The organism is Pseudomonas sp. MTM4 (assembly GCF_019355055.1).
In the GTDB taxonomy this organism is placed as follows: Bacteria; Pseudomonadota; Gammaproteobacteria; order Pseudomonadales; family Pseudomonadaceae; genus Stutzerimonas.
Genome location: NZ_CP048411.1, coordinates 402,665 through 428,706, shown reverse-complemented (window position 1 = coordinate 428,706; position 26,042 = coordinate 402,665). Strand labels below are relative to the sequence as shown.

The 26,042-nt window shown below is 61.0% G+C and carries 23 protein-coding genes; 12 read left to right on the top strand and 11 right to left on the bottom strand.

Annotated features, from left to right (window positions below):
• Positions 1 to 4: 4 nt before the first annotated feature.
• The 3 genes from GYM54_RS02015 to GYM54_RS02005 all read right to left on the bottom strand — a co-directional run bounded on the left by GYM54_RS02015 (position 5) and on the right by GYM54_RS02005 (position 3,085).
• Positions 5 to 772: an SDR family NAD(P)-dependent oxidoreductase gene (locus GYM54_RS02015; protein ID WP_181103833.1), complete on the bottom strand. Its 768-nt coding sequence runs from the start codon at positions 770 to 772 to the stop codon at positions 5 to 7.
• Positions 773 to 1,172: 400 nt separating this feature from the next.
• Entirely contained in the window at positions 1,173 to 2,198 is a 1,026-nt protein-coding gene (locus tag GYM54_RS02010; protein WP_181103835.1) for an AraC family transcriptional regulator, read from the bottom strand.
• Positions 2,195 to 3,085 (bottom strand): LysR family transcriptional regulator, encoded by an 891-nt coding sequence (locus tag GYM54_RS02005; protein ID WP_181103838.1) that lies wholly within the window; start codon positions 3,083 to 3,085, stop codon positions 2,195 to 2,197. The genes GYM54_RS02010 and GYM54_RS02005 overlap by 4 nt, the downstream gene beginning before the upstream one ends.
• Positions 3,086 to 3,240: 155 nt before the next feature.
• Between GYM54_RS02005 and GYM54_RS02000 the strand changes: the two genes are divergently transcribed.
• A complete protein-coding gene (locus tag GYM54_RS02000) occupies positions 3,241 to 4,017 on the top strand; it encodes an enoyl-CoA hydratase (protein ID WP_131648623.1) in 777 nt (258 codons plus the stop codon).
• A 178-nt stretch (positions 4,018 to 4,195) separates the two neighbouring features.
• Here GYM54_RS02000 and GYM54_RS01995 read toward each other — a convergent pair whose 3' ends face one another.
• The 8 genes from GYM54_RS01995 to GYM54_RS01960 form a co-directional block, all read right to left on the bottom strand.
• Positions 4,196 to 5,206 (bottom strand): branched-chain amino acid ABC transporter permease, encoded by a 1,011-nt coding sequence (locus GYM54_RS01995; protein ID WP_181103841.1) that lies wholly within the window; start codon positions 5,204 to 5,206, stop codon positions 4,196 to 4,198.
• Between the two features lie 2 nt (positions 5,207 to 5,208).
• Complete coding sequence (locus tag GYM54_RS01990; protein ID WP_131648621.1) at positions 5,209 to 6,096, bottom strand: branched-chain amino acid ABC transporter permease; 888 nt, start codon at positions 6,094 to 6,096, stop codon at positions 5,209 to 5,211.
• A 69-nt stretch (positions 6,097 to 6,165) separates the two neighbouring features.
• The gene (locus tag GYM54_RS01985) at positions 6,166 to 7,380 is read right to left on the bottom strand and encodes an ABC transporter substrate-binding protein (RefSeq protein WP_181103844.1); all 1,215 of its coding nucleotides are present in this window, start codon (positions 7,378 to 7,380) and stop codon (positions 6,166 to 6,168) included.
• Between the two features lie 79 nt (positions 7,381 to 7,459).
• A complete protein-coding gene (locus GYM54_RS01980; RefSeq protein ID WP_197444733.1) occupies positions 7,460 to 8,176 on the bottom strand; it encodes an ABC transporter ATP-binding protein in 717 nt (238 codons plus the stop codon).
• Positions 8,173 to 8,946, bottom strand: coding sequence for an ABC transporter ATP-binding protein (locus GYM54_RS01975; protein WP_131648618.1), 774 nt, complete (start codon positions 8,944 to 8,946; stop codon positions 8,173 to 8,175). The genes GYM54_RS01980 and GYM54_RS01975 overlap by 4 nt, the downstream gene beginning before the upstream one ends.
• Positions 8,947 to 9,192: 246 nt before the next feature.
• Positions 9,193 to 10,464: an OprD family porin gene (locus GYM54_RS01970; RefSeq protein ID WP_197444732.1), complete on the bottom strand. Its 1,272-nt coding sequence runs from the start codon at positions 10,462 to 10,464 to the stop codon at positions 9,193 to 9,195.
• Between the two features lie 102 nt (positions 10,465 to 10,566).
• Positions 10,567 to 11,160: a peroxidase-related enzyme gene (locus tag GYM54_RS01965; protein ID WP_197444731.1), complete on the bottom strand. Its 594-nt coding sequence runs from the start codon at positions 11,158 to 11,160 to the stop codon at positions 10,567 to 10,569.
• Positions 11,161 to 11,209: 49 nt separating this feature from the next.
• Complete coding sequence (locus tag GYM54_RS01960; protein WP_197444730.1) at positions 11,210 to 12,889, bottom strand: AMP-binding protein; 1,680 nt, start codon at positions 12,887 to 12,889, stop codon at positions 11,210 to 11,212.
• Between the two features lie 243 nt (positions 12,890 to 13,132).
• On the opposite strand from GYM54_RS01960, the gene GYM54_RS01955 reads away from it, so the two are divergent.
• The 11 genes from GYM54_RS01955 to GYM54_RS01905 all read left to right on the top strand — a co-directional run bounded on the left by GYM54_RS01955 (position 13,133) and on the right by GYM54_RS01905 (position 25,981).
• Positions 13,133 to 14,296, top strand: a complete 1,164-nt coding sequence (locus GYM54_RS01955; protein ID WP_197444729.1) for an isovaleryl-CoA dehydrogenase — start codon at positions 13,133 to 13,135, stop codon at positions 14,294 to 14,296.
• Positions 14,297 to 14,506: 210 nt separating this feature from the next.
• Positions 14,507 to 16,114 (top strand): carboxyl transferase domain-containing protein, encoded by a 1,608-nt coding sequence (locus tag GYM54_RS01950; protein ID WP_197444728.1) that lies wholly within the window; start codon positions 14,507 to 14,509, stop codon positions 16,112 to 16,114.
• A gap of 79 nt (positions 16,115 to 16,193) precedes the next feature.
• Positions 16,194 to 16,997: a gamma-carboxygeranoyl-CoA hydratase gene (locus GYM54_RS01945; protein ID WP_197444727.1), complete on the top strand. Its 804-nt coding sequence runs from the start codon at positions 16,194 to 16,196 to the stop codon at positions 16,995 to 16,997.
• A gap of 259 nt (positions 16,998 to 17,256) precedes the next feature.
• On the top strand, positions 17,257 to 19,248 hold the full coding sequence (locus GYM54_RS01940; RefSeq protein WP_197444726.1) for an acetyl/propionyl/methylcrotonyl-CoA carboxylase subunit alpha: 1,992 nt from the start codon (positions 17,257 to 17,259) through the stop codon (positions 19,246 to 19,248).
• A gap of 249 nt (positions 19,249 to 19,497) precedes the next feature.
• Positions 19,498 to 20,397: a hydroxymethylglutaryl-CoA lyase gene (locus GYM54_RS01935; protein ID WP_197444725.1), complete on the top strand. Its 900-nt coding sequence runs from the start codon at positions 19,498 to 19,500 to the stop codon at positions 20,395 to 20,397.
• Positions 20,398 to 20,547: 150 nt separating this feature from the next.
• Positions 20,548 to 21,243, top strand: coding sequence for a CoA transferase subunit A (locus GYM54_RS01930; RefSeq protein ID WP_197444724.1), 696 nt, complete (start codon positions 20,548 to 20,550; stop codon positions 21,241 to 21,243).
• A gap of 2 nt (positions 21,244 to 21,245) precedes the next feature.
• Complete coding sequence (locus tag GYM54_RS01925) at positions 21,246 to 21,872, top strand: CoA transferase subunit B (RefSeq protein WP_197444723.1); 627 nt, start codon at positions 21,246 to 21,248, stop codon at positions 21,870 to 21,872.
• A 122-nt stretch (positions 21,873 to 21,994) separates the two neighbouring features.
• Positions 21,995 to 22,390, top strand: a complete 396-nt coding sequence (locus GYM54_RS01920) for a MerR family DNA-binding transcriptional regulator (RefSeq protein WP_181103872.1) — start codon at positions 21,995 to 21,997, stop codon at positions 22,388 to 22,390.
• 398 nt (positions 22,391 to 22,788) lie between these two features.
• Positions 22,789 to 23,874 (top strand): TRAP transporter substrate-binding protein, encoded by a 1,086-nt coding sequence (locus tag GYM54_RS01915; RefSeq protein WP_197444722.1) that lies wholly within the window; start codon positions 22,789 to 22,791, stop codon positions 23,872 to 23,874.
• A gap of 108 nt (positions 23,875 to 23,982) precedes the next feature.
• Positions 23,983 to 24,597 (top strand): TRAP transporter small permease subunit, encoded by a 615-nt coding sequence (locus GYM54_RS01910; protein WP_181103876.1) that lies wholly within the window; start codon positions 23,983 to 23,985, stop codon positions 24,595 to 24,597.
• A gap of 16 nt (positions 24,598 to 24,613) precedes the next feature.
• The gene (locus GYM54_RS01905) at positions 24,614 to 25,981 is read left to right on the top strand and encodes a TRAP transporter large permease subunit (RefSeq protein ID WP_131648604.1); all 1,368 of its coding nucleotides are present in this window, start codon (positions 24,614 to 24,616) and stop codon (positions 25,979 to 25,981) included.
• Positions 25,982 to 26,042: the final 61 nt, after the last annotated feature.

Here is a 26,042-nt window from a genome sequence, read left to right as displayed (position 1 = left end):
CCGATTATTTCGCGGCCATGCGCAACGCGCCGTCGAGGCGGATGACTTCGCCGTTGAGCATGTCGTTTTCGATGATGTGGCGCACCAGCGCCGCGTACTCATTCGCTCGCCCCAGACGCGGCGGGAACGGCACGCCAGCAGCCAGCGAGTCGCGCACTTCCTGGGTCATGCCGGCCATCATCGGCGTCTCGAACACGCCGGGAGCGATGGTCATCACGCGGATACCGTGACGCGCGAGTTCGCGCGCGACAGGTAGCGTCATGGCGACCACCCCGCCCTTGGAGGCGGCATAGGCGGCCTGACCGATCTGCCCGTCGTAGGCGGCGATGGACGCCGTGTTGATGATCACGCCGCGATTGCCTTGCGCATCCGGCTCACCGCGCGACATCGCTTCGGCAGCCAGGCGCAGCATGTTGAAACTGCCGGTCAGGTTGAGGCCGATGACCCGGCTGAAACTGCCCAGCCCGTGCGGCCCCTGACGGCCGAGAACCTTTTCGCCGCTGGCGACACCGGCGCAGTTGACCAGCCCATGCAGGCCGCCGAAATGTTCGACAGCCGTATTCACAGCCGCCTGCGCCGCCACCTCGTCACACACATTGGTGACCACACCGTGAGCGCTTGCGCCCAGCGCTTCGCTGCGCTCGTTCAGCAGCTCGGCGTTGATGTCCGCCAGCACGACCTTCGCGCCCGCGGCGATCAGCGCTTCGGCAGCTGCCGCACCCAGACCGGAAGCGCCGCCGGTGATCAGAAAAACCTTGTCTTGAATGTTCACAGCATGACCTCACGAAAATGTTAGGGATCGCTGCAGACGCGCTGCCGGATCTCGCTGGTTCCATCTTCATCAGACCGGTTTGCCCGGACAATGGTCGTTGCACGCAATCGCGATGACTGTTTTGGCCAAATCGCCTGCACGGCGCGGCGTAGCCGACATTCATAGCAAGGCGACGCTTCCGTGTTATCAGTTTGGCGCCGGTGGATAGCTCAGCCTTGTTCCCTCACCCCAGCCCACTCCCCAACGGGGCGAGGGAGCCGGTAGCCAGACGTATCAGGCGGGGTTTGACGACGAGACGGAGTAGTCAGCAGCAGCGCTGGTTGTCCCAAGACAAGAGTGGTTGGAGCACCATCAGATCTTGCAGCACGACGTTCATTGCTTCTACAGGAACACGCTTGGCCTATTCATCGGCGCGGAGGATCAACCCACGATACTGGCCTGGATTCGTACCGGTCCACTTGCGGAACGCCTTATAGAACGAGCTGACATCGGCGAAACCGAGGCGCTCGGCGATTTCGGCATAGGTGACGCCGGCATCGGCCAGCCATAGCGTGGCCATCTCCTGACGTACTAGATCCTTGATCGCCTGGTAAGGCATTCCGGCTTCGGCCAGTCGCCGACGCAACGTCGAGGGTGAGACGCACAGCGTCTGCGCGAGCAGTTCGCTGGTCGGCCATTGATCTGCCGGCAGCTCGCGCAGCTGCGCCTTGATGCGGCTGGCGAGGCTGGTGGTGTCGCGGTATTTGACCAGGATGTTGGCCGGAGCATGAGCCAGAAAGTCATGCAGTTCCTGCTCGCTGCGTCGCACCGGCAGGTCCAGCATCTCGGCGGCAAAAATGATCCGTGTGCTGGGTCGGGCGAAGCGCAGGTTGTCTGAGAACATCACCCGATAGTCATCGGTATAGGCTGGTTCGTTGCAGCGCAGTTCCACGGCCAGCAGCGGGATGCGCCGCCCGATCAGCCAGCACGCCAGGCCATGCACCAACATCCAGAACGTGAAGTACGTGAAAGCGCGGAGCGGCGTTGAATCCGTGCGTTCCAGCAGTACGACCTCGGCCAGACTCTCGCTACGGTGCAGCGTGCCGCGAAAATGCTCCAAGGTCAGGCCGAAAAAATCCAGCGCCAGCCGCAGCGCACCGTCGAGCGTCGGCTGTGCCATGGCCGCACGCGCGACGAAGGCAAAGCTGCCCGTGCGCATACGCCGCGTATCCATGCCAAAGAATTCGTCATCGAAGCGCCGCGCCAGACGACGCCATAGCTTGCTGTACTCGACCACATCGATCCGCGCCGATGAGTCATCGAGGTCGATCGGTGAAACATCCAGAGCGTGCAGCAGCGCAGTGGCCGTCTGCTCTGGCGTCATGAAGGCCCGCAGCGCTTCTTCCACCAACCGTACGGAAATGGTGCCCTTGTCCTCGCGCATCATGCTCGCCCCATCATCTGATCCTGGCTGCTGGCGGCGACCTCACGAAGGAAATCCCAGCACACGCGCATCCTAGCCAGGTCCTTGTTCTCAACCGGCATCAGCATCCAGAAGGTGCGGGTGAACTCGATCTCCTCGACCAGCACCTCCTTCAGCAAGGGCTCCTTGCGTGCGGCAAACACTGGCAGGATCGCCAGCCCAGCGCCGGCCGCAACGGCTTCCTGCTGCGCAAGAATGCTGGTGCTGCGCAGCGAGTGCTGGCGCGGCCGCATGATTTCATCGAGGAAGTTCAGTTCCTTACTGTAGAGCAGGTCCTCGATATAGCTGACGAATACGTGGTTGCTCAGATCGTCCCGACTGCGAATCGGCGGGTGCTGCGCGAGATAAGCCTCCGATGCGTAGAGCCGCAACACGTAATCGGTCAGTTTGGTGATCACATAGGGGCCTCGCTCCGGGCGCTCCAACGTGACGACGATATCGGCCTCATGCCGCGCCAGCCGCACCGAACGCGGGACCGCTAGCAAATCCACGCCAAGGTGCGGATAGTCGCGGGTGAGATTGGCCAACTGACCGGCCAACATCACAGTGCCGTAGCCTTCGGTCGCGCCGATGCGTACCTGGCCGGACAGCTTGTCGGCGCTCAGGCTCGGTTGTTCGATCGAGGTAATGGCGCTTTCCATTGCCTCGGCTTGCACCAACAATTCGCGACCGGCTTCGGACAGTCGATAGCCCGCCTTGGCTCGAATGAACAGTTGCCGGTCCAGGGTTTTCTCCAGTGCCTGCACGCGTCGCGCCACCGTCGTGTGATCGACGGCCAGGCGTCGCGCAGCGATGGTCAGCTTGCCCGCCCGGGAGAGTTCAAGAAAGAAACGCAGGTTGTCCCAATCCACTTCAGGCTCCATCCAGTTGGCTTGAGCGTGCTGACTTGTGCAAAAACACAGAATACCTCTGCATTTAGCACCATGGGTTTACTATTTTTACGCTGCTAGGCTCGTTCATCGAGCGCTGTATCGCCTACCGATCATTCCAACAAGAAGGAACCGACATGAGCCAGAAGATCCAGCTCGAAATGCGCGACCACACGGCCTTGCTAACCATTGCCAACCCACCAGCGAATACCTGGGATCGGGAATCGCTGGCCGCTCTAGAACAGATGATCGAGCGCCTCAACGATGATCCGAACGTGTACGCGCTGGTGATCACCGGCCAGGGCGAAAAGTTTTTCTCCGCCGGTGCCGACCTCAATCAATTTGCCGATGGAAACAAGCAGAGCGCTCAGGAAGTCGCCGCGTTGTTCGGTCGGGCCTTCGAGGCGCTGAGCCATTTCCGCGGTGTGTCCATCGCCGCCATCAATGGCTATGCCATGGGCGGCGGCCTGGAATGTGCGCTGGCGTGCGATATCCGTATCGCCGAAGAGCATGCGCAAATGGCGTTGCCTGAAGCCAAGGTAGGACTGCTGCCCTGTGCCGGCGGCACGCAGAACCTGCCCTGGCTGGTCGGTGAAGGCTGGGCCAAGCGGATGATCCTTTGTGGCGAACGCATTAATGCTCAGAAAGCGGAAAAGATCGGCCTGGTCGAAGAAGTAGTGCCGCGCGGGCAGTCGCTGGAGGTCGCGCTCCAACTCGCCGAAGGCGTCAGCGCACAAAGCCCCTCCTCAGTCAGCCGCTGCAAGCGTCTGGTGATGAACGCCCGGCAGGCGCCGCAATCCGCCGGCTGGGCCGCCGAACGCGAGCTGTTTGCCGAACTCTTCGATACGCAGGACCAGAAAGAAGGCGTCAACGCGTTCCTGGAGAAGCGCAGCGCCAAATGGCAGAACGCCTGAGCCGATCCGGCCCCGCGCATGCGGGGCTTTGGCTGTTTTCGCTCGTTCCCTCGCTCCCCTCGACGCCCTGCATCTGGGGGAGCGAAGCGTCAGTCGGAATTTCCACGCAGAGCACGGGATCACCAACCATCAGTCCCAACCGCGATGGGTTGCACCCAGGCCGGATTCCAGCCTCCAGCTATTTGAAGTTGCGCTTGATCAGCTTTTCCAACCAGCCAACGATGCCGGAGCGGAACAGCAGCACGCACAGTACGAAGATCACGCCGAGAATCACATGCACCCACTCGCCCAGCGGGCCGCTGGATAGCGAGCTTTGCAGCGTCACCACCACGGTCGCTCCGACTATCGGCCCGAGGAGCGTGCCAACGCCGCCCAGCAGCGTCATCAGGATCACTTCGCCAGACATGTGCCAGTGGGCATCGGTCAAGGAGGCGAGCTGGAACACCACCGTTTTGGTCGAGCCAGCCAGACCGGTGAGCGCTGCGGAGATAACGAACGCGAGCAGTTTGTGCGCATCGACGTTGTAGCCCAGCGATACCGCCCGCGGCTCGTTCTCGCGGATCGCCTTGAGCACCTGCCCATAGGGCGAATGGATGGTGCGCTGGATGATCGCGAAGCCAAGCACGAACACCGCCAGCACGAAGTAATACAGGGACATGTTGTTCTGCATGTCGAACAGCCCAAACAGGTGTCCACGCGGAACCCCCTGCATGCCGTTTTCACCGCCGGTGAACGGCGCCTGGACGAAGACGAAGAAGACCATCTGCGCCAGGGCCAGGGTGATCATCGCGAAATAGATGCCCTGTCTGCGAATCGCCAGCAGCCCGAAAATCACGCCTAGTACCGTAGATGCCAGAGTTCCGACCAGGATGCCGAGTTCTGTGCTCAGTCCGCTGTAGGTGCTGAGCATGTAGCCGGTGATATAACCGCCGCAGGCGAAAAATGCCGCATGTCCAAAGGACAGCAACCCGGCATACCCCAGCAGCAGGTTGAACGCACAGGCAAACAGTGCGAAGCACAAGAATTTCATCAGAAACACGGGGTAGATCATCATCGGCGCGACCAGCGCCACACCTAACAGGACCAGATAGAAGATGTTCTGGCGCCGCCGCGCAGCACGGCGGCGCTCACGCTCGGCATTTGCACGGATGGTCATCGGAGACGCTTGAACGCTTTCCTGAGTCGACATGTTCATGCCTCCTTACCGAACAGACCTGCCGGACGAACAAGCAGGACCAGAACCATGATTACAAAGATCACCGTGTTTGCCGCCTCTGGGTAGAACACCTTGGTCAAACCCTCGATCAGCCCCATGGCAAGGCCGGTAATGATTGCGCCCATGATCGAGCCCATGCCTCCGATCACCACCACCGCGAACACCACGATTAGCAGGTTCGAGCCCATGCCAGGCGTTACCGCATAGATCGGCGCCGCCAGCACGCCGGCGAAGGCAGCCAGCGCCACACCGTATCCATAGGTCAAGGTGATCAGCAGCGGCACGTTGATACCGAATGCCTGCATCAACTTAGGGTTTTCCGTACCAGCGCGCAGATAAGAGCCCAGGCGGGTCCGCTCGATCATGTACCAGGTAGCGAAGCACACCGTCAGCGCGGCGACGATGACCCAGCCGCGGTAGGTCGGCAGGAACATGAAACCCAGGTTATGCCCGCCTTTGAGCATTTCAGGCATCGGATAGGACGAGCCCGATACGCCGAAGAGTTTGACGAAGCTGCCTTCAACGATCAGCGCCAGGCCGAACGTCAACAACAGGCCATACAAGTGGTCTTCACCGGCGATGCGTCGCAGTAGGCCGCGTTCGATCCCCATCCCCAGCAAACCGATCAGTAGCGGCGCCAGCAGCAGCGCTGCCCAATAATTGATGCCCAGGTAGTTCAGCCCGAGGAATGCCGCGAAGGCGCCCAGCATATATTGCGCGCCGTGAGCAAAGTTGATGATGCGCAGCAAGCCGAAGATGATCGCCAGACCAAGGCTCAGCAGCGCATAGAACGACCCGTTGATCAGGCCGAGCAGCAACTGCCCGAACAACACACTCAGGGGAACGCCGAAAACGAGAGTCATGATTCACTACCCAGAAAAGTCCGTGACGCCCCGGCCATCGGCGACCGGGGATGGCTCGGGTCCGGCCGGTCAGTTCTTGGTAACCAGCTTGCACTGACTTTCGGAGAGCGGGCGGAACGCCACGTCGCCCGGGATGGTGCTGACGATTTTATAGAGGTCCCACTCGCCCTTGGATTCGGCCGGTGTCTTGACCTGTACCAGGTACATGTCGTGGACCATGCGGCCGTCCTCGCGGATGGTGCCGTTCTTGGCGAACATGTCATTGACCGGCGTCTTGGCCATCTGCGCGCGAACGGTTTCGGTGTCGTCGCTGCCGGTCTCTTTCACGGCGTTCAGGTAATGAGTGGTCGCCGAGTAGATACCGGCATGAACCATGGTCGGCATGCTACCCATGCGCTCTTCGTATCGCTTAGCCCAGGCACGCGTTTCCTCGTTCATGTCCCAGTACCAGCCAGTCGTCAGCATCAGGCCCTGAGTCACTTCAAGCCCCATGGCGTGAATGTCGTTGAGGAACACCACCATGCCGGCCAGACGCTGCCCAGACTGAGTCACGCCGAATTCACTGGCGGTCTTCAGCGAGTTGACGGTATCGGCGCCAGCGTTGGCCAGTGCGATCACATCGGCGCCAGAACCCTGTGCCTGCAGAATGTAGGACGAGAAATCGCTGCTCGGGAATGGATGGCGAACGGTGCCGACCACGCTGCCGCCTTCGGCCTCGACCACCTTCGTGATATCCGTCTCCATCGCATGGCCGAACGCGTAGTCGGCGGTGAGGATGAACCAGCTCTTGCCACCATCCTTGAGCACGGCGTTGGCGGTTCCGTTGGCCAGCGCGAAGGTGTCATACGTCCAGTGAATGTGGTTGGGCGAGCAGAACTCGTTGGTGATGCTCGATGCGGCGGCACCCGAGATCAAGGCAAGCTTGCCGCCCTGCTCCACCACCTTGCTGGCTGCCAGCACCACGGAGCTAGCCACCATGCCGGTGACCATGTCGACGTTGCGCTCATCGATCCACTGGCGCACGGTGTTGGCGCCCACGTCCGGCTTGTTCAAATCATCGGCGTTGAAGGTCACGATCTTCTTGCCATCGACACTGCCGCCGAAATCCTCGATGGCCATTTTCAGCGCTTCGAGACCGCCCGGACCGGAAAGGTCGCGGTAGGTGCCGGACATATCGGCGAGATAACCGATGCGAATTTCGTCGTTACTGATTTCCGCCTGCGCGGCACCGGCGATCATGCTGGAAACGAGAACGGCGGCTGCGGTTTTCTTGATGATTTTCATAGTCACTCACTGTGATTGTTTTTGTTGTTGTATTCACCGGCTGTATTCCGAACCGGCATGCCTTCCTGAGAACGGGCCGTCAGACCCCCAGACATCTATTCAAAAACTCCTTTTTCGAATCCAGTTCGGCGGCGCTGATTTCTTCGATGATCTGCCCGTGTTCCATTACATAGTGACGGTCCGCCAAGGGTGCGGCGAAGCGGAAGTTCTGCTCCACAAGAACGATGGTCAAACCACGCTTCTTCAGTTTGATCAATACTTCGCCGAGCTTTTGCACGATCACTGGTGCAAGGCCTTCAGTGATTTCGTCCAGCAACAGGAGATTGGCGCCGGTACGCAGAATGCGCGCCATCGCCAGCATCTGCTGCTCGCCACCGGATAACCGCGTGCCTTGGCTGAAGCGGCGCTCATAAAGATTGGGAAACATCTCGTACAGCTCATCCAGCCCCATACCGCCGCTGCGCACGGTTGGCGGTAACAACAAATTTTCCTCAACGCTCAGACTGGAAAAGATGCCCCGCTCTTCTGGGCAATAGCCGACGCCCAACCGCGGAATCTGGTGGGCGGGTATGCCGATGGTTTCGTTGCCGTTGACCACGATCGAGCCGGTGCGGCGGCCGACCATGTTCATGATGGCGCGCAAGGTGGTGCTGCGTCCGGAGCCGTTACGCCCGAGCAATGTCACCAGCTCTCCCCGTCCGACCACCATGTCGACGCCATGAAGGATGTGGGACTCGCCATAGAACGCATGCAGGTCATCCAGCCGCAGCTGGTCGCGATCGGCCATGGGCGTCATGGATGCGCCTCCTCTACGGTGGCTTCGCTGCCCATGTAAGCCTCGCGTACCTGTGGGTTGGCCGAAACGGTCTCGTAGTCGCCCTCGGCCAGCACGGCACCACGAGCGAGCACCGTGATGCGGTCGCAGAGGCGGCTGACCACACTGAGGTTGTGCTCGACCATCAGCACCGTTCGGTTCGCCGCCGCTCGGCGGACCAGCGCAACGACCATATCAACATCCTCGCCGCCCATTCCCTGAGTGGGCTCATCGAGCAGCAGCACGACCGGGTCCAGGGCCAGCGTGGTTGCCAGTTCGAGGGCGCGCTTGCGACCGTAGGGCAACTCGATGGCGAGCGTCTGGGCAAAGGACTGCAGGTCCACGTCAGCCAGCAGTTGCATGGCGCGTTCATCCAGATCGCGCAGTGTTCGCTCGGATTTCCAGAAGTGGTACGAGTTGCCGAGCTTTTGCTGCAGCGCTACCCGCACGTTCTCCAGCACTGTCATATGGCCGAATACCGCTGAAATCTGAAACGAACGCACCAGTCCGAGTCGGGCGATTTCGTTGGCCTTCATAGCGGTGATGGATTTGCCGCGATAGAGAATGTCGCCGCGAGTGGGCTTCAGAAATTTGGTAAGGAGATTGAAGACAGTGGTCTTGCCGGCGCCGTTCGGGCCGATCAGCGCGTGGATGTGACCCTTCTGAACGCGAAGATCAACGGAATCCACTGCGGTGAAGCCGCGAAATTCCTTGGTTAAACCGCGCGTTTCCAGCACGAACTCTGGTGCCATGGAATGCCCTCTAACCTTGATTATTGTTGTTGGTTATGGCGCAGGTCGCTGGATGACCTTTACGTAAACGATAACAATCGTTTCGATCAGCAGGCAAGCTCCAATTTCAAACGATCGATTGATCGGAATGAGCCGCTTTTGGCCAAGCCGTGGGCGAACCCACATTGAAGGTAGTCGAAAAAAACCGGGCTACAACAGCCCGGTAAATCGATCAACGAGGAGGTATTTGAAACAAACGCTGCGCTGTTACCACAGCGCCATCGTGTAGCTCAGGATCAGCCGGGTTTCGTCTATATCGCTGCCGAAATTACTGCGTACGGTCGCGTTGCGCACTTTCAGGCCAAGGTTCTTCATCGGTCCGCTCTGAATCACATAGGCGATATCAGTGTCGCGTTCCCATTCCTTGCCTTCGCTGGCACGGCCGACGACGTTGACGTTATCGCCGGTCACGTAGCGGGTCATCAGACTCAGACCAGGAATGCCCATGGCAGCGAAGTCATAGTCATAGCGAACCTGCCAGGACTTCTCATCTTCGTTACCGAAGTCATTGATCTGCAACAGATTGATCAGCGAGTTATCGCCGCCGCCGATGTACGCAAAGCCGGTGTCGCCGCTCATCTTCTGGTAGCCGCCAGTGAAACCATGGCCACCAATTTTGTAGGTGAAGAGCGCACCGAAAGCGTTGTTGTCGACGTTGCTACCGCCATCATCGGTGGAGCGCACGTAGCGTAGATCGGTCTTGAAGCTCTGGTTGTCACCGATCGGCAGTACATGCACGACATTGAGGTTGTGCTGGTCGTAAACGCCGTCCAGCCCGCCGTAGTAGTAGCTGCCGGTCAGCTCAGGAGTGAACTGGTAACGACCGCCAGCGAAGACGAATTCGTCGCTGGTCGCCGTGCTGCCCAATACGATATTTCTCGAACCGCCATTAAATACCGCCATTTCTTCGTAATCCGAAGAGTCTCGGTAGCTGATGCGGTCGAGCATGCCCACATCGACGGTCAAGCCTTTGAGTTCCTTGCTTTGCAACCAGGCGCCGCGGTAGATGTTGGGCAACAGGCGGCTGTCGTTGCGCATTACCACCGGAATAATCGGCTGCAATGTCCCGACATGGACAGTCGTGTTGGACATCTTTGCTTTGGCTGTCAGGCCTGCCGTGCCGTAATCGTCCTGAGCGCGGTTAGGCGCCTCCCTGTCTCGCTGCAGAATCCCGGTACCCGTACGATCCGGGCTGGAATCGAGCTTGACGCCAAGCAGGCCGAGGGCATCGACACCAAAGCCGATCGGGCCTTCGGTGTAGCCGGACTCGAACTTCAGAATGAAGCCCTGGGCCCATTCCTCGGCCTTGGCTTGAGTGGCCTCGCTACCGCGAAAATCACGGTTCATGTAGAAGTTGCGCAGCTCGATGGCCGCTTTGCTGTCGTCGAAAAACGCAGCTGATGCTGTCGTCGACATGCCCAACGCGGTGGCCGCCAGGCTACTGAAGACGAAGAAACGGCTTAGGGGTTTCAGTTGCATAGTCATCTCTCTTGTTATTGTCTTGGTTGATGCAGCTGTTACGACCGGCCTCGCTCCGACCGGTCGGGCTTTACCGCGTTGCGGTAAATCGATCGCTGCCGCTCAGCCTGCGGCAGCCCTGGGTACCCGACCCAGCAAATAGAATTCATCGTTAGGCGGCGTACGCGCCATCGACACCAGGCGGTTGGAAAGGCCGAACAGCGCCGCAATCGAACCGATATCCCAGATGTCATCCAAAGTGAAGCCCAGTTCCTCAAGACGCGCCTGCCAAATGTCATCCAGCACGCCCCGATGCGCAGCCAGATGCAACGCGAAGTCGAGCATCACCCGCTGACGCTCACTGATTGGCGCCGTGCGGTAGTTGACCGCGACCTGATCAGCGATCAGCGCGTCCTTGGCCAGAATGCGCAGGATCGCGCCATGGGCCACCACGCAATACAGGCAACCGTGTTCAGCACTCACTGCCACTACGATCATCTCTTTCTCGGCCTTGGTCAGGCTGTGGGACTTCCTTTCCATCAAAGCATCGTGATAGCTGAAGAACGCGCGAAATTCATCGGGGCGATGAGCCAACATCACGAAGACGTTGGGTACGAAGCCTGCTTTTTCCTGCACCGCCAGAATGCGCTCACGCACATCGGCAGGCAGCGCATCCAGGTCGTCGACCAGCGGAAAGCGACTGATTGCTTGAGTCATCGGCTAACTCCTTATCCGGACATGCAGCGGCTGGGCCTACCAGCAATTCTTATTGTTCAGCGAGCCCGAGCTCGGCCACGCTCACTTCGCGCATGCGAAATTTCTGCACCTTGCCGCTGATGGTCATGGGGAAGTCATCGACGAACTTGAAGTGTCGTGGAGTCTTGAAATGCGCAATCTTGCCTTTGCAGAAATCACGCAGATCGTCGGAACTGGCTTCGTGCCCTGGATGCAGCTTGACCCAGGCGACGATCTCTTCGCCGTAGGTCTTGTCCGGCACCCCGATCACCTGAACGTCCGCGACGGCTGGATGAGTGAAGAGAAACTCCTCGACCTCACGCGGATACACGTTCTCGCCGCCACGAATGATCATGTCCTTGTTGCGCCCGACGATCTTGAGATAGCCCTCGTCGTCCATGATTGCTAGGTCGCCGGTATGCATCCAACGCGCTCCGTCGATGGCGCCAGCCGTCGCTTCGGGGTTGTTCCAGTAGCCCAGCATTACGCTGTAACCGCGGGTGCAAAGCTCGCCGATCTGTCCGCGCGGGACGATGCGGTTGTGCTCGTCTACCACCTTGCTCTCCAGGTGCGGCTGTGTGCGTCCGACGCTGGTGACACGGCGCTCCAGATCGTCGTCAGCAGCGGTCTGAGTCGATACCGGGCTGGTCTCGGTCATGCCGTAGGCGATCTGCATTTCATTGAGGTGCATATCGTCGATGACACGCTTCATCACTTCGATCGGGCAAGTGGAGCCGGCCATGATCCCGGTGCGCAGATGGCTCAGGTCCAGTGACTGACGCTCCGGATGGTCGAGCATGGCGATGAACATGGTCGGCACGCCATACATGCCCGTGGCTTTCTCTTCGGCGGCGGCTTGAAGGGCGGCGAGCGGTTCGAAGGCCGCGCTCGGGTAAATCATTGTGGTGCCGTGGGTCACGCAACCCAGGTTACCCATGACCATGCCGAAGCAGTGATACAGCGGCACCGGGATCACCAGCCGGTCATGCTCGGTGAGTTTCAGGCTTTCGCCGACCATGTAGCCGTTGTTGAGGATGTTGTAGTGGCTGAGCGTGGCACCCTTGGGGAAGCCCGTAGTGCCGGAGGTGTACTGGATGTTGATCGGATCGTCGAACTGCAGCTGCTCGCCGCATTGGCGCAGCTGTTCTGGGCCTACGCCCTCGGCCATCTCCATCAAGCCTTTCCACAACAGCATGCCGTCCACGGGCTTGTCACACAGGCTGATCACGCCGCGCAGCTCCGGCAGCATGTGGCTTCGCAAGGCGCCGATGGCGGAACGTTCCAGCTCGGGCAGCAGCTCGTGGAGCATGGCGTGGTAATCGGACGTCTTGAAAGCATCGGCGCAGATAAGCCAGCGGCAGCCGGATTGCTTCAGCGCGTATTCGAGTTCGTTGAGGCGATAGGCCGGGTTGATGTTCACCAGCACCACGCCCACTTTCGCCGTTGCGAACTGGGTGATGCACCACTGCGCATTGTTCGGCGACCAGATGCCCACCCGCTCGCCTGGCTGCAGGCCTAAGGCAAGCAACCCGCGCGCGCAGCGCTCGACTTCATCGGCCAACTGCGCCCAGGTGTAGCGCAGATTCTGATGCCGCACGACCAGGGCCTCACGCTCGGCGAACCGCTCGACCGCCCGGTCGAACGCCGCGCCAATGGTCATCGCTAACAGAGGTTTGCTCTGCGGGCCGCAGGTATAACTCGGAAGACTCATGCTGAAATTCCTCAGTCTTATGTTTGTTATGAGGCCTTGCCATCCGGGCGTATCGATGAGTTGACAGTCGCTCCGGACTGGGATTACGTTAACGTAAAGGTTACAGCGTGACAACCCACCGCACCCGCCATCAGAAATCACAGTCGGGACGCGGTATCGAACAGGCTGCAGGACACGCCGATTCAACGTTTCACGGCGACCGTCAGTCGAACCAGAACAATGACAAAATCGAACAGGTGGCACATGAACTATTCCGGCCTTAACTTCGCCCTCGGTGAAACCGTCGACATGCTCCGCGACCAGGTGCGCGGTTTCGTGGCCGATGAACTGGCGCCCCGCGCCGAAGCCATCGACCGTGACAACCTCTTCCCGAGCGACATGTGGCGCAAGTTCGGCGACATGGGCCTGCTCGGTATCACCATAGACGAAGAATACGGCGGCGCCGGGATGGGCTATCTGGCCCACGTCGTCGCGCTCGAGGAAATCAGCCGCGGCTCGGCTTCAGTCGGCCTGTCTTACGGTGCGCATTCCAACCTCTGCGTCAACCAGATCAACCGTAACGGCACGCCGGAACAGAAGGCGAAATACCTGCCCAAACTGATCTCCGGTGAACATATCGGCGCGCTGGCGATGAGCGAGCCGAACGCCGGCTCCGACGTGGTTTCAATGAAGCTGCGCGCCGATCGCAAAGGCGACCGCTTCGTGCTCAACGGCAGCAAGACCTGGATCACCAACGGCCCAGATGCCGACACCTACGTGATCTACGCCAAGACCGACCTGGAAAAGGGCCCGCACGGCATCACCGCCTTCATCGTCGAGCGCGACTGGAAGGGCTTCTCGCGCGGCAACAAGTTCGACAAGCTCGGCATGCGCGGCTCCAACACTTGCGAGCTGTTCTTCGACGACGTTGAAGTACCGGAAGAGAACGTACTGGGCGTCGAGAACGGCGGCGTCAAGGTGCTGATGAGCGGGCTGGACTACGAGCGCGTGGTGCTCGCCGGTGGCCCGGTTGGGATCATGCAGGCCTGCCTCGACGTGGTGGTGCCATACATCCACGACCGCAAGCAGTTTGGCCAGAGCATCGGCGAGTTCCAGTTCATCCAGGGCAAGGTCGCCGACATGTACACCCAGCTCAACGCCAGCCGCGCCTATCTCTACACGGTGGCCCAGGCCTGCGACCGGGGCGAGACCACCCGCAAGGACGCCGCCGGCGTGATCCTCTACACCGCCGAAGCGGCGACGCAGATGGCCCTGCAGGCGATCCAGATTTTGGGCGGCAACGGCTACATCAACGAGTTCCCAACTGGCCGTTTGCTGCGCGACGCCAAGCTCTACGAGATCGGCGCCGGCACCAGCGAAATTCGCCGCATGCTGATTGGGCGCGAGTTGTTCAACGAAACCAAATAACCAAGACGCTGGCGGCGAACTCAGTAGCGTGGGCCGGGCGGCGTTCCGCCTTAGCCCACCTACCCTCATGACGGTGGGCTAAAGCCCACCCTACAGGGAGCGAGTTCAGTAGGGTGGGCTTTAGCCCACCGCAGTCTGAAAACGGCAGGCTTGTTGCCTACCCTACAGACAACTTCCAGCTTCCGGCGTGTCAAGTATCGGAGACAATGAATGGCCGTCTTGCGTACCCAAATCAACACCCGCTCACCGGAGTTTGCGGCCAACAGCGCAGCCATGGCCGAGCAGGTGAACAACCTGCGCAGCCTGCTCGGTCGCGTCAGCGAAGGCGGCGGCGAAAAGGCCCAGCAGCGCCATGTCGCACGCGGCAAGCTGTTAGTGCGTGATCGCATCAACGCCCTCCTCGACCCAGGTTCGGCCTTTCTCGAGGTCGCGCCTTTGGCTGCTTATGAGGTGTACGGTGAAGACGTCGCCGCCGCTGGCGTGGTCGCCGGCATTGGCCGGGTCGAAGGCGTCGAATGCATGATCATTGCTAACGACGCGACAGTAAAAGGCGGCAGCTACTACCCGCTCACCGTGAAAAAGCACCTGCGCGCCCAGACCATCGCCCAGCAGAATCGCTTGCCATGCATCTACCTAGTGGATTCCGGCGGTGCCAACCTGCCGCGTCAGGACGAGGTCTTCCCCGACCGAGAACACTTCGGCCGCATCTTCTTCAACCAAGCCAACATGAGCGCCATGGGTATTCCGCAGCTCGCCGTGGTGATGGGCTCCTGTACCGCGGGCGGTGCCTATGTACCGGCAATGGCGGATGAGACCATCATGGTGCGCAACCAGGCGACCATTTTCCTCGCCGGCCCGCCGCTGGTAAAAGCCGCCACCGGTGAAGTGGTGACCGCCGAGGACCTGGGCGGCGCAGATGTGCACTGCAAGATCTCCGGCGTGGCCGACCATTACGCCGAAAGCGACGAGCACGCGCTGGCCATTGCGCGCCGCTGCGTCGCCAATCTCAACTGGCGGAAGCTCGGCACAGTCCAGCCTCATCAGCCGCGGGCGCCGCTGTATGCGGCAGACGAGCTCTACGGTGTGATTCCAGCCCAAGCCAAGCAGCCCTACGATGTGCGCGAGGTGATCGCGCGACTTGTCGACGGCAGCGAATTCGATGAATTCAAGGCACTGTTCGGCACCACCCTGGTCTGCGGCTTCGCCACGTTGCATGGCTACCCGATCGCGATCCTGGCGAACAACGGCATCCTCTTCGCCGAGGCCGCACAGAAAGGCGCGCACTTCATCGAACTAGCCTGCCAGCGCGGCATTCCACTGTTGTTTCTGCAGAACATCACCGGCTTCATGGTCGGGCAGAAATATGAAACCGGCGGCATCGCCAAGCACGGCGCCAAGCTGGTCACTGCCGTGGCCTGCGCCCAGGTGCCGAAGTTCACCGTGGTCATTGGCGGCAGCTTTGGCGCGGGCAACTACGGCATGTGCGGGCGCGCCTATGACCCGCGCTTCCTGTGGATGTGGCCCAACGCGCGCATCGGCGTGATGGGTGGTGAACAGGCCGCTGGCGTACTGGTGCAGGTCAAGCGCGAGCAGGCCGAGCGCAGCGGGCAAACGTTCTCCGATGAGGAAGAAACGCAGCTCAAGCAACCGATCCTCGAACAGTACGAGCGTCAGGGCCATCCCTACTATTCCAGTGCGCGGTTGTGGGATGACGGCGTCATCGATCCGGCGCAGACCCGCGACCTGTTGGGCCTGGCAATTTCGGCCAGTCTCAATGCACCGATCGAGCCGACCCGCTTTGGCGTGTTCCGCATGTAGAAAAAAGCTGAAACGACGCTGGAGGCGTGACGTCCCGCCTCCAGCAAAGGGCCGTAGGCCTTCGCTGCAGGAACCTGATATGAACACGTCCTCCTTTCAAACTATTGAACTCGAATACTCAGCCAAGGGTTTCGCCACCCTCTGGCTCAACCGCCCGGAAAAGAACAACGCCTTCAACGCCGAGATGATCCGCGAGCTGGTGCTGGCCATCGATCAGGTGCAGGCGAACAAGGACCTGCGCTTCCTGCTGTTGCGTGGTCGCGGCAAGCACTTCTCGGCCGGCGCCGATCTCGCCTGGATGCAGCAGTCGGCCAAGCTGGATTTCGAGGCCAACCTCACCGACGCCCGCGAGCTGGCCGAACTGATGTACAGCCTCTACCACCTCAAACTGCCGACGCTGGCGGTGGTGCAAGGCGCAGCCTTTGGCGGCGCAGTCGGGTTGATCGCCTGCTGCGACATGGCCATCGGCGCTCACGACGCGCAGCTGTCGCTTTCGGAGGTACGCATCGGCCTCGCACCGGCGGTGATCAGCCCCTTCGTGGTCAAGGCCATCGGCGAACGCGCCACGCGCCGTTATGCCATGACCGGAGAGCGTTTCAGCGGCGAACGTGCATGCGAGCTCGGTTTGTTGTCCGAAACCTATGCCACGGCCGAACTGGACGATGGTCTTGATAGCTGGATCGACAATCTGCTGCTCAATAGCCCACAGGCCATGCGCGCCAGCAAGGACCTGATGCGTGAAGCCAGCAGCGCTTCGTTGAGTCCGGCGCTGCGCCGTTACACCGAAAACGCCATTGCGCGCATCCGCGTAAGTCCCGAGGGCCAGGAAGGACTGAACGCCTTTCTGGAAAAGCGCAAACCGGCTTGGTTGGGGGACGTTTGATGTCCGGGTTCGTCTGGAACTCCGCCCCCTCTCCCCAGCCCTCCCCCCAGAGGGGCGAGGGGGTTGTTTCGTGCGACGCCTGGACCACGACGCTAGCTCCCAGCTACGGCAACCATGCTCGCCTTGCCACGTCAATCAGGCGAGCCACCGTCTGCCAAACAACACCATTCCCTCGCCTCACCCCGTCATCCCCTCGCCCCTTTGGGGAGAGGGCTAGGGTGAGGGGAAACATACTCAAGGCCACGCAGGAGCCACAACAATGATCACCACCCTCCTGATCGCCAACCGCGGCGAAATCGCCTGCCGCGTGATGCGCACCGCCAAGGCCATGGGCCTGACCACCGTTGCCGTGCACAGTGCCATCGACCGTGACGCACGGCATGCCCGCGAGGCCGACATCCGCATCGACCTCGGCGGCGCCAAGCCGGCGGAAAGCTACCTGCAGATCGAAAAACTGATCGTCGCCGCCAAGGCCAGCGGTGCTCAGGCGATTCATCCCGGCTATGGCTTCCTGTCCGAAAACGCCGATTTCGCCCGCGCCATCGAAGACGCTGGCTTGGTTTTCCTCGGCCCGCCCGCCTCCGCCATCGACGCCATGGGCAGCAAGTCCGCCGCCAAGGCACTGATGGAGAAAGCCGGTGTGCCGCTGGTGCCCGGCTATCACGGCGAAGCCCAGGATGTGGAAACCTTCCGTGTCGCTGCGCAGAAGATCGGTTATCCAGTCCTGCTCAAGGCCACCGCAGGCGGCGGCGGTAAAGGCATGAAGGTCGTCGAGCGGGAAGCGGATCTCTCCGAAGCGCTGCAATCGGCCCAGCGCGAGGCGCAGTCCTCGTTTGGCGATTTGCGGATGCTGGTCGAGAAATACGTGCTCAAGCCGCGCCATGTGGAGATTCAGGTGTTCGCCGATCAGCACGGTAACTGCCTGTATCTCAACGAGCGCGACTGTTCGATCCAGCGCCGCCACCAGAAAGTCGTCGAGGAAGCGCCAGCACCGGGCCTGTCTCCAGAGCTGCGTCGAGCCATGGGCGAAGCGGCGGTCAAGGCTGCGCAGGCCATCGGCTATGTCGGTGCCGGCACGGTTGAGTTTCTGCTCGACGCCCGTGGCGAATTCTTTTTCATGGAGATGAATACCCGCCTACAGGTCGAACATCCTGTCACCGAAGCCATTACCGGTCTCGATCTGGTCGCCTGGCAAATCCGCGTCGCCCGTGGCGAACCGCTGCCGATCAGCCAGGATCAGGTACCGCTCAACGGCCACGCCATCGAAGTGCGGCTGTATGCCGAAGACCCGGATAACGACTTCCTGCCCGCTACCGGGACGCTCAATCTGTACCGTGAATCCGCTTCAGGTCCGGGCCGCCGTGTCGACAGCGGCGTGGCCGAAGGCGATACGGTGTCGCCGTTCTATGACCCGATGCTCGGCAAGCTGATCGCCTGGGGCGAAAACCGTGAAGAGGCGCGTCTGCGCCTGCTGGCTATGCTGGATGAGACCTACGTCGGCGGCGTGCGTACCAATCTCGCCTTCCTGCGTCGCGTCATTGGCCACCCTGCGTTTGCAGCGGCAGAGCTGGATACCGGCTTCATCCCGCGCCACGAAGCGGAGCTGATGCGCAAACCCGGTGAGTTACCCGATGAATTCTGGCGGCTGGCCGGTGAACGCTTCGTGCAGACCGAACCGGCACGGGTCCGGAACGACGATGCCCATTCACCTTGGGCCAGCCGCGACGGCCTGCGCTTCGGTATGCCGACGCAAATTGGTGTGCACCTGATGTGCAACGGCGAAAGCCGGCTGGTAAAGGTAGACGCAGCCTCACGTAGGAGCGACGGGAACGTCTCAGTCCTTGCTCGCGAATCCGAGCGCGCGGCGCCCACCGGAGAAGGGTTCGCGAGCAAGCTCGCTCCTACACAAGCCCTGCGCCAGCCAAAAGCCATCCGCCAGGGCAGCACGCTCTATCTGGAATGGAACGGCGAACTGCAAGCCGTCACCGCTTTCGATCCCATTGCCGAAGCAGAGGCCAGCCACCAACATCACGGCGGCCTTACTGCGCCCATGAACGGCAGTATCGTGCGCGTGCTGGTCGAGCCCGGGCAGAACGTCGAGGCCGGCACCGCGCTGATCGTGCTGGAAGCGATGAAAATGGAGCACAGCATCAGAAGCCAGCAGGCCGGTGTGGTCAAAAGCCTGTTCTGCGCCGAAGGCGATATGGTCAACGAAGGCGTAGTGTTGCTGGAGATGGAAGAAGAAGCCTGACGCAGGATACAGAGCGCTGTGGCTCGGCATTGGTGGGCTGAAGCGGAGCGCCGCCCCGGCCCATCCTACGGGTGAGCCCGGCGGTGTTCCGCTTCTGCCCACCAGACCATGGAAGCTGCGTAGGGTGGGCTTCAGCCCACCAGGCAGGACGGAAAACTCACACTAAAGGTGAACAAGGCTCGCCGTTGTCCACCCTACGACCAACGAATAGGTGAAATGCCAAGTGCCTTTCACATCCATGGAGGACATATGAACCTGCCCAAACACGTCCGCCTGGTCGAAGTCGGCCCGCGCGACGGGCTGCAGAACGAGAAGCAGCCGATCAGCATCGCCGACAAGGTGCGGCTGGTAGACGACCTCAGCGCCGCCGGCTTGCAGTACATCGAAGTCGGCAGCTTCGTGTCGCCCAAGTGGGTGCCGCAAATGGCCGGCTCGGCCGATGTATTCGCGCAGATCAGGCAGAAGCCCGGCGTTACCTATGCGGCCCTGACGCCGAACCTGAAAGGCCTCGAAGCGGCCATCGAAGCCGGTGTGCAGGAAGTCGCGGTGTTTGGCGCCGCGTCCGAAGCGTTCTCGCAGAAGAACATCAACTGCTCCATCGACGAGAGCCTGTCGCGCTTCGCTCCGCTGATGGAGGTGGCGCGCGAAAACGGTATCCAGGTGCGTGGCTATGTGTCCTGCGTGCTGGGTTGCCCCTACGAAGGCGAGATCGATCCGAAGCGCGTCGCCCACGTGGCGCGCGAATTGTTCGCCATGGGCTGCTACGAGGTTTCGCTGGGCGACACCATCGGCACCGGCACGCCGGGCAAAACCCGTCAGCTGATCGAGGCCGTCAGCCGCGAAGTGCCGCGTGACAAGCTCGCCGGGCATTTTCACGATACCTACGGCCAGGCGCTGGCTAATATCTATGCCAGTCTGCTGGAAGGCGTCTGCGTATTCGACAGCTCGGTCGCCGGGCTCGGCGGCTGTCCTTACGCCAAGGGCGCCAGCGGCAACGTGGCCAGCGAAGATGTGCTTTACATGCTCAATGGGCTGGGCATCGAGACGGGTATCGATCTGGACGCGCTGGTCGCTGCAGGGCAACGCATCAGCGATCTGTTAGAGCGGCCCAACGGCTCGCGGGTCGGGCGGGCTCGCAGCGGCACCTGACGCCGCACTTCTTATAGGAGGTGCGTCCTCGTGGCGACGCGGGCCGCAGGTCCGCCTGAAGCAGAAGAGCTTCGCCCCAAGATCGGCCCCCACAAAAGCGGCATCTGTAACACCCGGCGCCACAGGTCAGCACAACAAGAGAGGCACGCTATGAACAAGCTCTACCCTAGCGCCCAGCAGGCCCTCGACGGCCTGATCGAGGACGGCATGACCCTCGCCGTCGGCGGCTTCGGGCTCTGCGGCATACCCGAAGCGCTGATCGAGGCGCTGCGCGACACCGGCAAAAAAGACCTCACGGTGATCAGCAACAATGCCGGCGTGGACGGTTTCGGCCTCGGCGTACTGTTGGAAACGCGCCAGGTGCGCAAGATGATTTCCTCCTATGTGGGCGAGAACAAAGAGTTCGAGCGGCAATATCTGGCCGGCGAACTGGAACTCGAATTCACTCCCCAGGGCACGCTGGCCGAGAAGTTGCGCGCCGGCGGTTCCGGCATTCCCGCGTTCTACACCCGAACCGGCTACGGCACGCTGATCGCCGAAGGCAAGGAAACGCGTCAGTTCAACGGCGAGTGGTACGTGATGGAAGAATCGCTGACCGCCGACATCGCCCTGATCAAGGCTTACAAAGCCGACAAGGCGGGCAATCTGGTGTTCAACAAGACCGCGCGTAACTTCAACCCGCTCGCGGCCATGGCCGGCAAGGTCTGCGTGGTAGAGGTCGACGAGCTGGTCGAAACTGGCGAACTGGACCCCGACCAGATCCATCTGCCGGGCATCTACGTGCAGCGCATCATCCATAACCCGAACGCCGAGAAGCGCATCGAAAAACGTACGGTGAGGAGCTGATCATGGCCTGGACACGTGAGCAGATGGCGCAGCGCGCCGCGCAGGAATTGCAGGATGGCTTCTACGTCAACCTCGGCATCGGCCTGCCGACCCTCGTCGCCAATTACATTCCGGACGGCATGGACGTCTGGCTGCAGAGCGAGAACGGGTTGCTCGGCATCGGCCCCTTCCCCACCGAGGAAGAAATCGATCCCGACCTGATCAATGCTGGCAAGCAGACCGTCACTGCCCTGCCCGGCAGCGCCTTCTTCGACAACGCCATGAGTTTCGGCATGATCCGCGGCGGTCACATCAATCTGGCGATTCTTGGTGCCATGCAGGTCTCGGAGAAAGGCGATCTGGCCAACTGGATGATTCCCGGCAGGATGGTCAAAGGCATGGGCGGCGCGATGGACCTGGTGGCCGGCGTCAAGCGCGTGGTGGTGCTGATGGAACACACGGCTAAGGGCGCGCACAAGATCATCGAACAGTGCGATCTGCCGCTGACCGGTGTGGGCGTGGTCGACCGGATCATCACCGACCTGGGCGTGCTGGATATCACCGAGCAAGGGCTGAAGCTGGTGGAGCTGGCCGATGGGGTGAGCTTCGAGCAGATGCAGGGCGCGACCGGCTGCACGATCCATCGCTGAGCTGGTCACGCAATAGCCATACGCCACTGTGCACGATTGGCGCCCGCGTGTAGCCTTGCCGGCACCTGAAGAACGATACGCCGGTTCATCTCGAGCCGATGACATGCAAGATTGGACACCCTATGGCAAAGCAGACCTACAGCATTTCCGACCTGGCCAACGAGTTGGATATCACCACCCGCGCCATTCGCTTCTATGAAGAACAGGGCATGCTCTCGCCCACTCGCCGCGGTCAGGAGCGTATCTACAGCCCCAAGGACCGCGTTGCACTGAAGCTCATCCTGCGTGGCAAACGCATCGGCTTCTCGCTGGCCGAATGCAAGACGCTGATCGAACTCTACGACCCTAAGGCGGGCAATCAGAAACAGCTGAACATCATGCTCGGCATGATTGCCGAACGCCGCCAGCAGCTCGAACAACAGCAGCTCGACATTCAGCAGATGCAGCTTGAGCTCGATACGGCCGAAGAACGCTGCCTCAGCGCTCTGAAAGCGACCCTTGGCAAAGAAGCGATTTAAACCGCACTGCTAGTCCGTACTTCACGCCGCTGTCTGGCGTGAAGTCGCATCTCCGTTCCTGCGATGCCGCGACAGACAGGTGCGGCCTCTACACGTCTCGCAGCTCCACCAGTCCAGCCAAGCAGACACTAGTCCAGCATCATGGACACTCGATCACTTCCTCCATTCAGCTGTCCAGCTAGCTGGACACCGGTTCGCTTACGCCTTAGGCTCGACCGCTCTAGAACGGTCTTTCCAGTGTATTTCGCAAGTCAGGCACAGAACCTGCTAAGACATCTGGGCTACACGCCAGAACGCTGATGGATGGATGACTGGAGTCACCTTCTGCTCCGGCTACGCAGCACGCTGCCGCGCCACGACCTTCTGGTTCCAAAACAAAAAAAACAAGGAAACTGCACATGTCAGCAAAGAAAAAACTGTCCCGTCTCGCCTGTGCCATCGGTGCAACCACCCTTCTCAGCGTCAGTCTGCTCAGCGGCAACGCAATGGCCACCGAGAAAATTCGCTGGCAGGTACCGCTTGCGTTCCCATCCCATCTCATCGGCTTGACCACACCGGTCAAACACCTTTCCGAGTCGCTCAAGGCGATTTCGGGCGGCGACATCCAACTGCGCTACTACGAGCCCGGCGAGCTGGTACCGCCCTTCGAAATCATGGATGCGGTGAGCAACGGCAAGTATCCGGCCGGCTACACCTGGATCGGTTACGACCAGGGCACAATCCCAGCGCTGCCACTGTATTCCGGTGCTCCGTTCAACATGGAGCCGCCGGCCTACATTGCCTGGTACTACGAGGGCGACGGTAAGAAGCTGCTCGAGGAGATCTATGCCGAGCGCAACATCCACCCGATGCTGTGCAGCATCATCGGTCCGGAAGGCGCCGGCTGGTTCGCCAAGCCCATCGAGAAGCTGGAAGACATCGACGGGCTGCGCATCCGCTTCGCCGGCATCGGCGGCAAGGTGCTCGAAAAGCTCGGCGCCTCGGTGACCATGGTGCCGGGCGGTGAGATCTACCAGGCGCTGGAACGCAAGACCATCGACGCCACCGAGTTCTCGCAGCCAGCAGTCGACAAGATGCTGGGCCTGGATCAGATCATCAAGAACTACATCATGCCGGGCTGGCACCAGACGCTGACCACCTCGCACCTGCTGGTGAACAAGGATGTCTGGGACAAGCTCGAGCCGCAAAGCCGCGCACTGATCGAGATGGGCTGCGAATCCGCCACGCTCAAGGGCTTTGCCGAAAGCGAGTGGGCTCAGCCGACCGCCCTGCGTGATTACGAGCAACAAGGTGTGAAGGCTCAGGTGCTGCCTGAAGAAGTGCTGCGCGAGCTCGAGCGCGTCACCAACGAGGTGCTCGACGAAATGGCTGCGGAGAACGAAATGTTCAACCGCGTCCTGACCAGCCAACGCGAGTTCATGGAGCACCACTCCATCTGGCACGGCAAGGGCTACCTGCCGCGCGATTACTACAAGTACGAGTAACCGCACGAGTCGAGGGGCGCAGCGCGGCTGTGCCCCTTATTTCAAGCGGGCCGTTGCCGTACCTGTGTAGTTGCGTCGCGTGCCCGTGCTGGATTTGCCGAGGTCGTCATGTCCGTTCACCCCGTTTCCCCCAACGACGCGGCGCCCGCCTCTGCCAAGGCCGAGCTGCCGCATAATCGACTGTCTTACTGGCTGGACAGGGCCTTGGTCGCCATCGGCGAACTCAGCGCCTGGCTCTGGGTGCTGTGCCTGCTGGTGGTGCTGACCAATGTGTTCAGCCGTTTCGTGCTGGCGCGTGGCTCCATTGCGCTGGAAGAGTTGTCCTGGCACCTGTTTGGCGCCGCCGTATTGCTTTCCCTGGCCTACGCAGTGGTACGCGACGACCACGTGCGGGTCGATGTGTTGAGCGAGAAATTCACCCTGCGCAGCCGGGCCATCATCGAGTTGCTGGCCATCGCGTTCCTTGCCTTGCCTGTCGTTGTGCTGATGGTCGATGCGCTGATTCCCTTCGCCTACCAGGCGTTCATCTACAACGAGCGCTCGCAAGCGCCAAGCGGCCTGCCGCATCGCTTTATCTTCAAGAGCACATTGCCGCTGGGCTTGATGCTCCTGGCGCTGGCGCTGTTCTCCAAAGCCACGCGCTGCAGCACGCTGTTGTTCAAATTCCCACGGGCCATTACGGCCTCTCCGAATGACCGCGACCGCGGCCATCCGCAGCCCTGATGGAGTAGCCGTAATCATGGGTCTGGAACAAATACTCGTCATCGGCATGTTCGCCAGCTTCATGGTGCTCCTGCTGCTTGGTTTCCCCGTCGCCTGGTCACTGGCCGGCATCGGGCTTCTGTTCGCCGTTCTCGGCTATGTCATGGTCGAGCATTTCGATGCCGATCTCTGGTTCACTTGGGAAGGCACCATCGGCGTGCTGGACGCCCGCATCTACGGCATCGTCGCCAATGAACTGATGGTCGCCCTGCCGCTGTTCATCTTCATGGGCATCATGCTCGACCGTTCCGGCATCGCCGAGCGCTTGATGCACAGCCTGGTCCGTGTGCTCGGGCCATTGCGCGGCGGCTACGCCGTGACGGTCGTGCTAGTGGGCATTCTGCTTGCCGCGTCCACCGGCATTGTCGGCGCTTCGGTGGCGCTGCTCGGCATGCTTTCGATCGGCCCAATGCTGCAGGCCAAATACAACAAAAGCCTGGCCGTCGGTACTGCCTGCTCGGTCGGCACGCTGGGCATCCTGATTCCGCCAAGCATCATGCTGGTGCTAATGGCTGATCGTCTTGGCACCTCCGAAGCTTCGGTGGGCAAACTGTTCATGGGCGCGCTGATCCCCGGCATGATGCTGGCTGCGATGTACATCCTCTACATCGTGATAGTTGCCTGGGTAAAAAAAGACTTCGCGCCTGCTCCGGCCAACCGTCCCAAGCTCGACGCGCGCGCGCTGCTCGACGTCTTCTTGGCCGTGGTGCCGCCCTTCGTGCTGATCCTGGCTGTGCTTGGTTCGATCTTCTTCGGCATCGCCACGACCACCGAAGCCTCCGCTGTCGGCGCATTCGGCGCGGTACTGATGGCCGCTTGCAGCCGAAGGCTGAATCTCACCGTGTTGAAGGAAGCGCTCTACCAGACCAGCCGCACCTCCGCTTTCATCTTCGGCATTTTCATCGGTGCCACGGTGTTCGCCGCAGTGCTGCGCGGCCTGGGCGGCGACGATGTGATTCGCGATGCACTCACCGGATTGCCGTTCGGCCAGACTGGCGTATTGCTCACGGTGCTATTCATCACCTTCCTGCTGGGGTTCTTCCTGGATTGGGTGGAGATCACCTTGATCGTTCTGCCGCTGGTAGCACCGGTACTGTTCTCGATGGGCGTCGATCCGCTGTGGTTCGCGATACTTTTCGCGCTGTGCCTGCAAACCTCGTTCCTGACACCACCGGTAGGCTTCGCCCTGTTCTACATCAAAGGCGTCTGTCCGCCAGAAGTGACCACCCGCGACGTCTATCTCGGTGTATTGCCGTACATCCTGATCCAGCTGCTCGGCCTGGCGCTGGTGTTCTTCTTCGAGCCGCTGGCGACGTGGTTGCCCAATGAGGTATATGCGCGCTAGCGCCCTCGCCCCGGCTGCCTTGCCCGAGGCAGCCGGGGCCTTCCATAATCGGTCGGAACCC

Excerpts from the sequence above, each read along its gene's own strand:
- GYM54_RS02010 (WP_181103835.1), bottom strand. The coding sequence starts at position 2,198 with ATGATGCGCGAGGACAAGGGCACCATTTCCGTACGGTTGGTGGAAGAA.
- GYM54_RS02000 (WP_131648623.1), top strand. The coding sequence starts at position 3,241 with ATGAGCCAGAAGATCCAGCTCGAAATGCGCGACCACACGGCCTTGCTA.
- GYM54_RS01995 (WP_181103841.1), bottom strand. The coding sequence starts at position 5,206 with ATGTCGACTCAGGAAAGCGTTCAAGCGTCTCCGATGACCATCCGTGCA.
- GYM54_RS01990 (WP_131648621.1), bottom strand. The coding sequence starts at position 6,096 with ATGACTCTCGTTTTCGGCGTTCCCCTGAGTGTGTTGTTCGGGCAGTTG.
- GYM54_RS01985 (WP_181103844.1), bottom strand. The coding sequence starts at position 7,380 with ATGAAAATCATCAAGAAAACCGCAGCCGCCGTTCTCGTTTCCAGCATG.
- GYM54_RS01980 (WP_197444733.1), bottom strand. The coding sequence starts at position 8,176 with ATGACGCCCATGGCCGATCGCGACCAGCTGCGGCTGGATGACCTGCAT.
- GYM54_RS01975 (WP_131648618.1), bottom strand. The coding sequence starts at position 8,946 with ATGGCACCAGAGTTCGTGCTGGAAACGCGCGGTTTAACCAAGGAATTT.
- GYM54_RS01970 (WP_197444732.1), bottom strand. The coding sequence starts at position 10,464 with ATGCAACTGAAACCCCTAAGCCGTTTCTTCGTCTTCAGTAGCCTGGCG.
- GYM54_RS01965 (WP_197444731.1), bottom strand. The coding sequence starts at position 11,160 with ATGACTCAAGCAATCAGTCGCTTTCCGCTGGTCGACGACCTGGATGCG.
- GYM54_RS01960 (WP_197444730.1), bottom strand. The coding sequence starts at position 12,889 with ATGAGTCTTCCGAGTTATACCTGCGGCCCGCAGAGCAAACCTCTGTTA.
- GYM54_RS01955 (WP_197444729.1), top strand. The coding sequence starts at position 13,133 with ATGAACTATTCCGGCCTTAACTTCGCCCTCGGTGAAACCGTCGACATG.
- GYM54_RS01950 (WP_197444728.1), top strand. The coding sequence starts at position 14,507 with ATGGCCGTCTTGCGTACCCAAATCAACACCCGCTCACCGGAGTTTGCG.
- GYM54_RS01945 (WP_197444727.1), top strand. The coding sequence starts at position 16,194 with ATGAACACGTCCTCCTTTCAAACTATTGAACTCGAATACTCAGCCAAG.
- GYM54_RS01940 (WP_197444726.1), top strand. The coding sequence starts at position 17,257 with ATGATCACCACCCTCCTGATCGCCAACCGCGGCGAAATCGCCTGCCGC.
- GYM54_RS01935 (WP_197444725.1), top strand. The coding sequence starts at position 19,498 with ATGAACCTGCCCAAACACGTCCGCCTGGTCGAAGTCGGCCCGCGCGAC.
- GYM54_RS01930 (WP_197444724.1), top strand. The coding sequence starts at position 20,548 with ATGAACAAGCTCTACCCTAGCGCCCAGCAGGCCCTCGACGGCCTGATC.
- GYM54_RS01925 (WP_197444723.1), top strand. The coding sequence starts at position 21,246 with ATGGCCTGGACACGTGAGCAGATGGCGCAGCGCGCCGCGCAGGAATTG.
- GYM54_RS01920 (WP_181103872.1), top strand. The coding sequence starts at position 21,995 with ATGGCAAAGCAGACCTACAGCATTTCCGACCTGGCCAACGAGTTGGAT.
- GYM54_RS01915 (WP_197444722.1), top strand. The coding sequence starts at position 22,789 with ATGTCAGCAAAGAAAAAACTGTCCCGTCTCGCCTGTGCCATCGGTGCA.
- GYM54_RS01910 (WP_181103876.1), top strand. The coding sequence starts at position 23,983 with ATGTCCGTTCACCCCGTTTCCCCCAACGACGCGGCGCCCGCCTCTGCC.
- GYM54_RS01905 (WP_131648604.1), top strand. The coding sequence starts at position 24,614 with ATGGGTCTGGAACAAATACTCGTCATCGGCATGTTCGCCAGCTTCATG.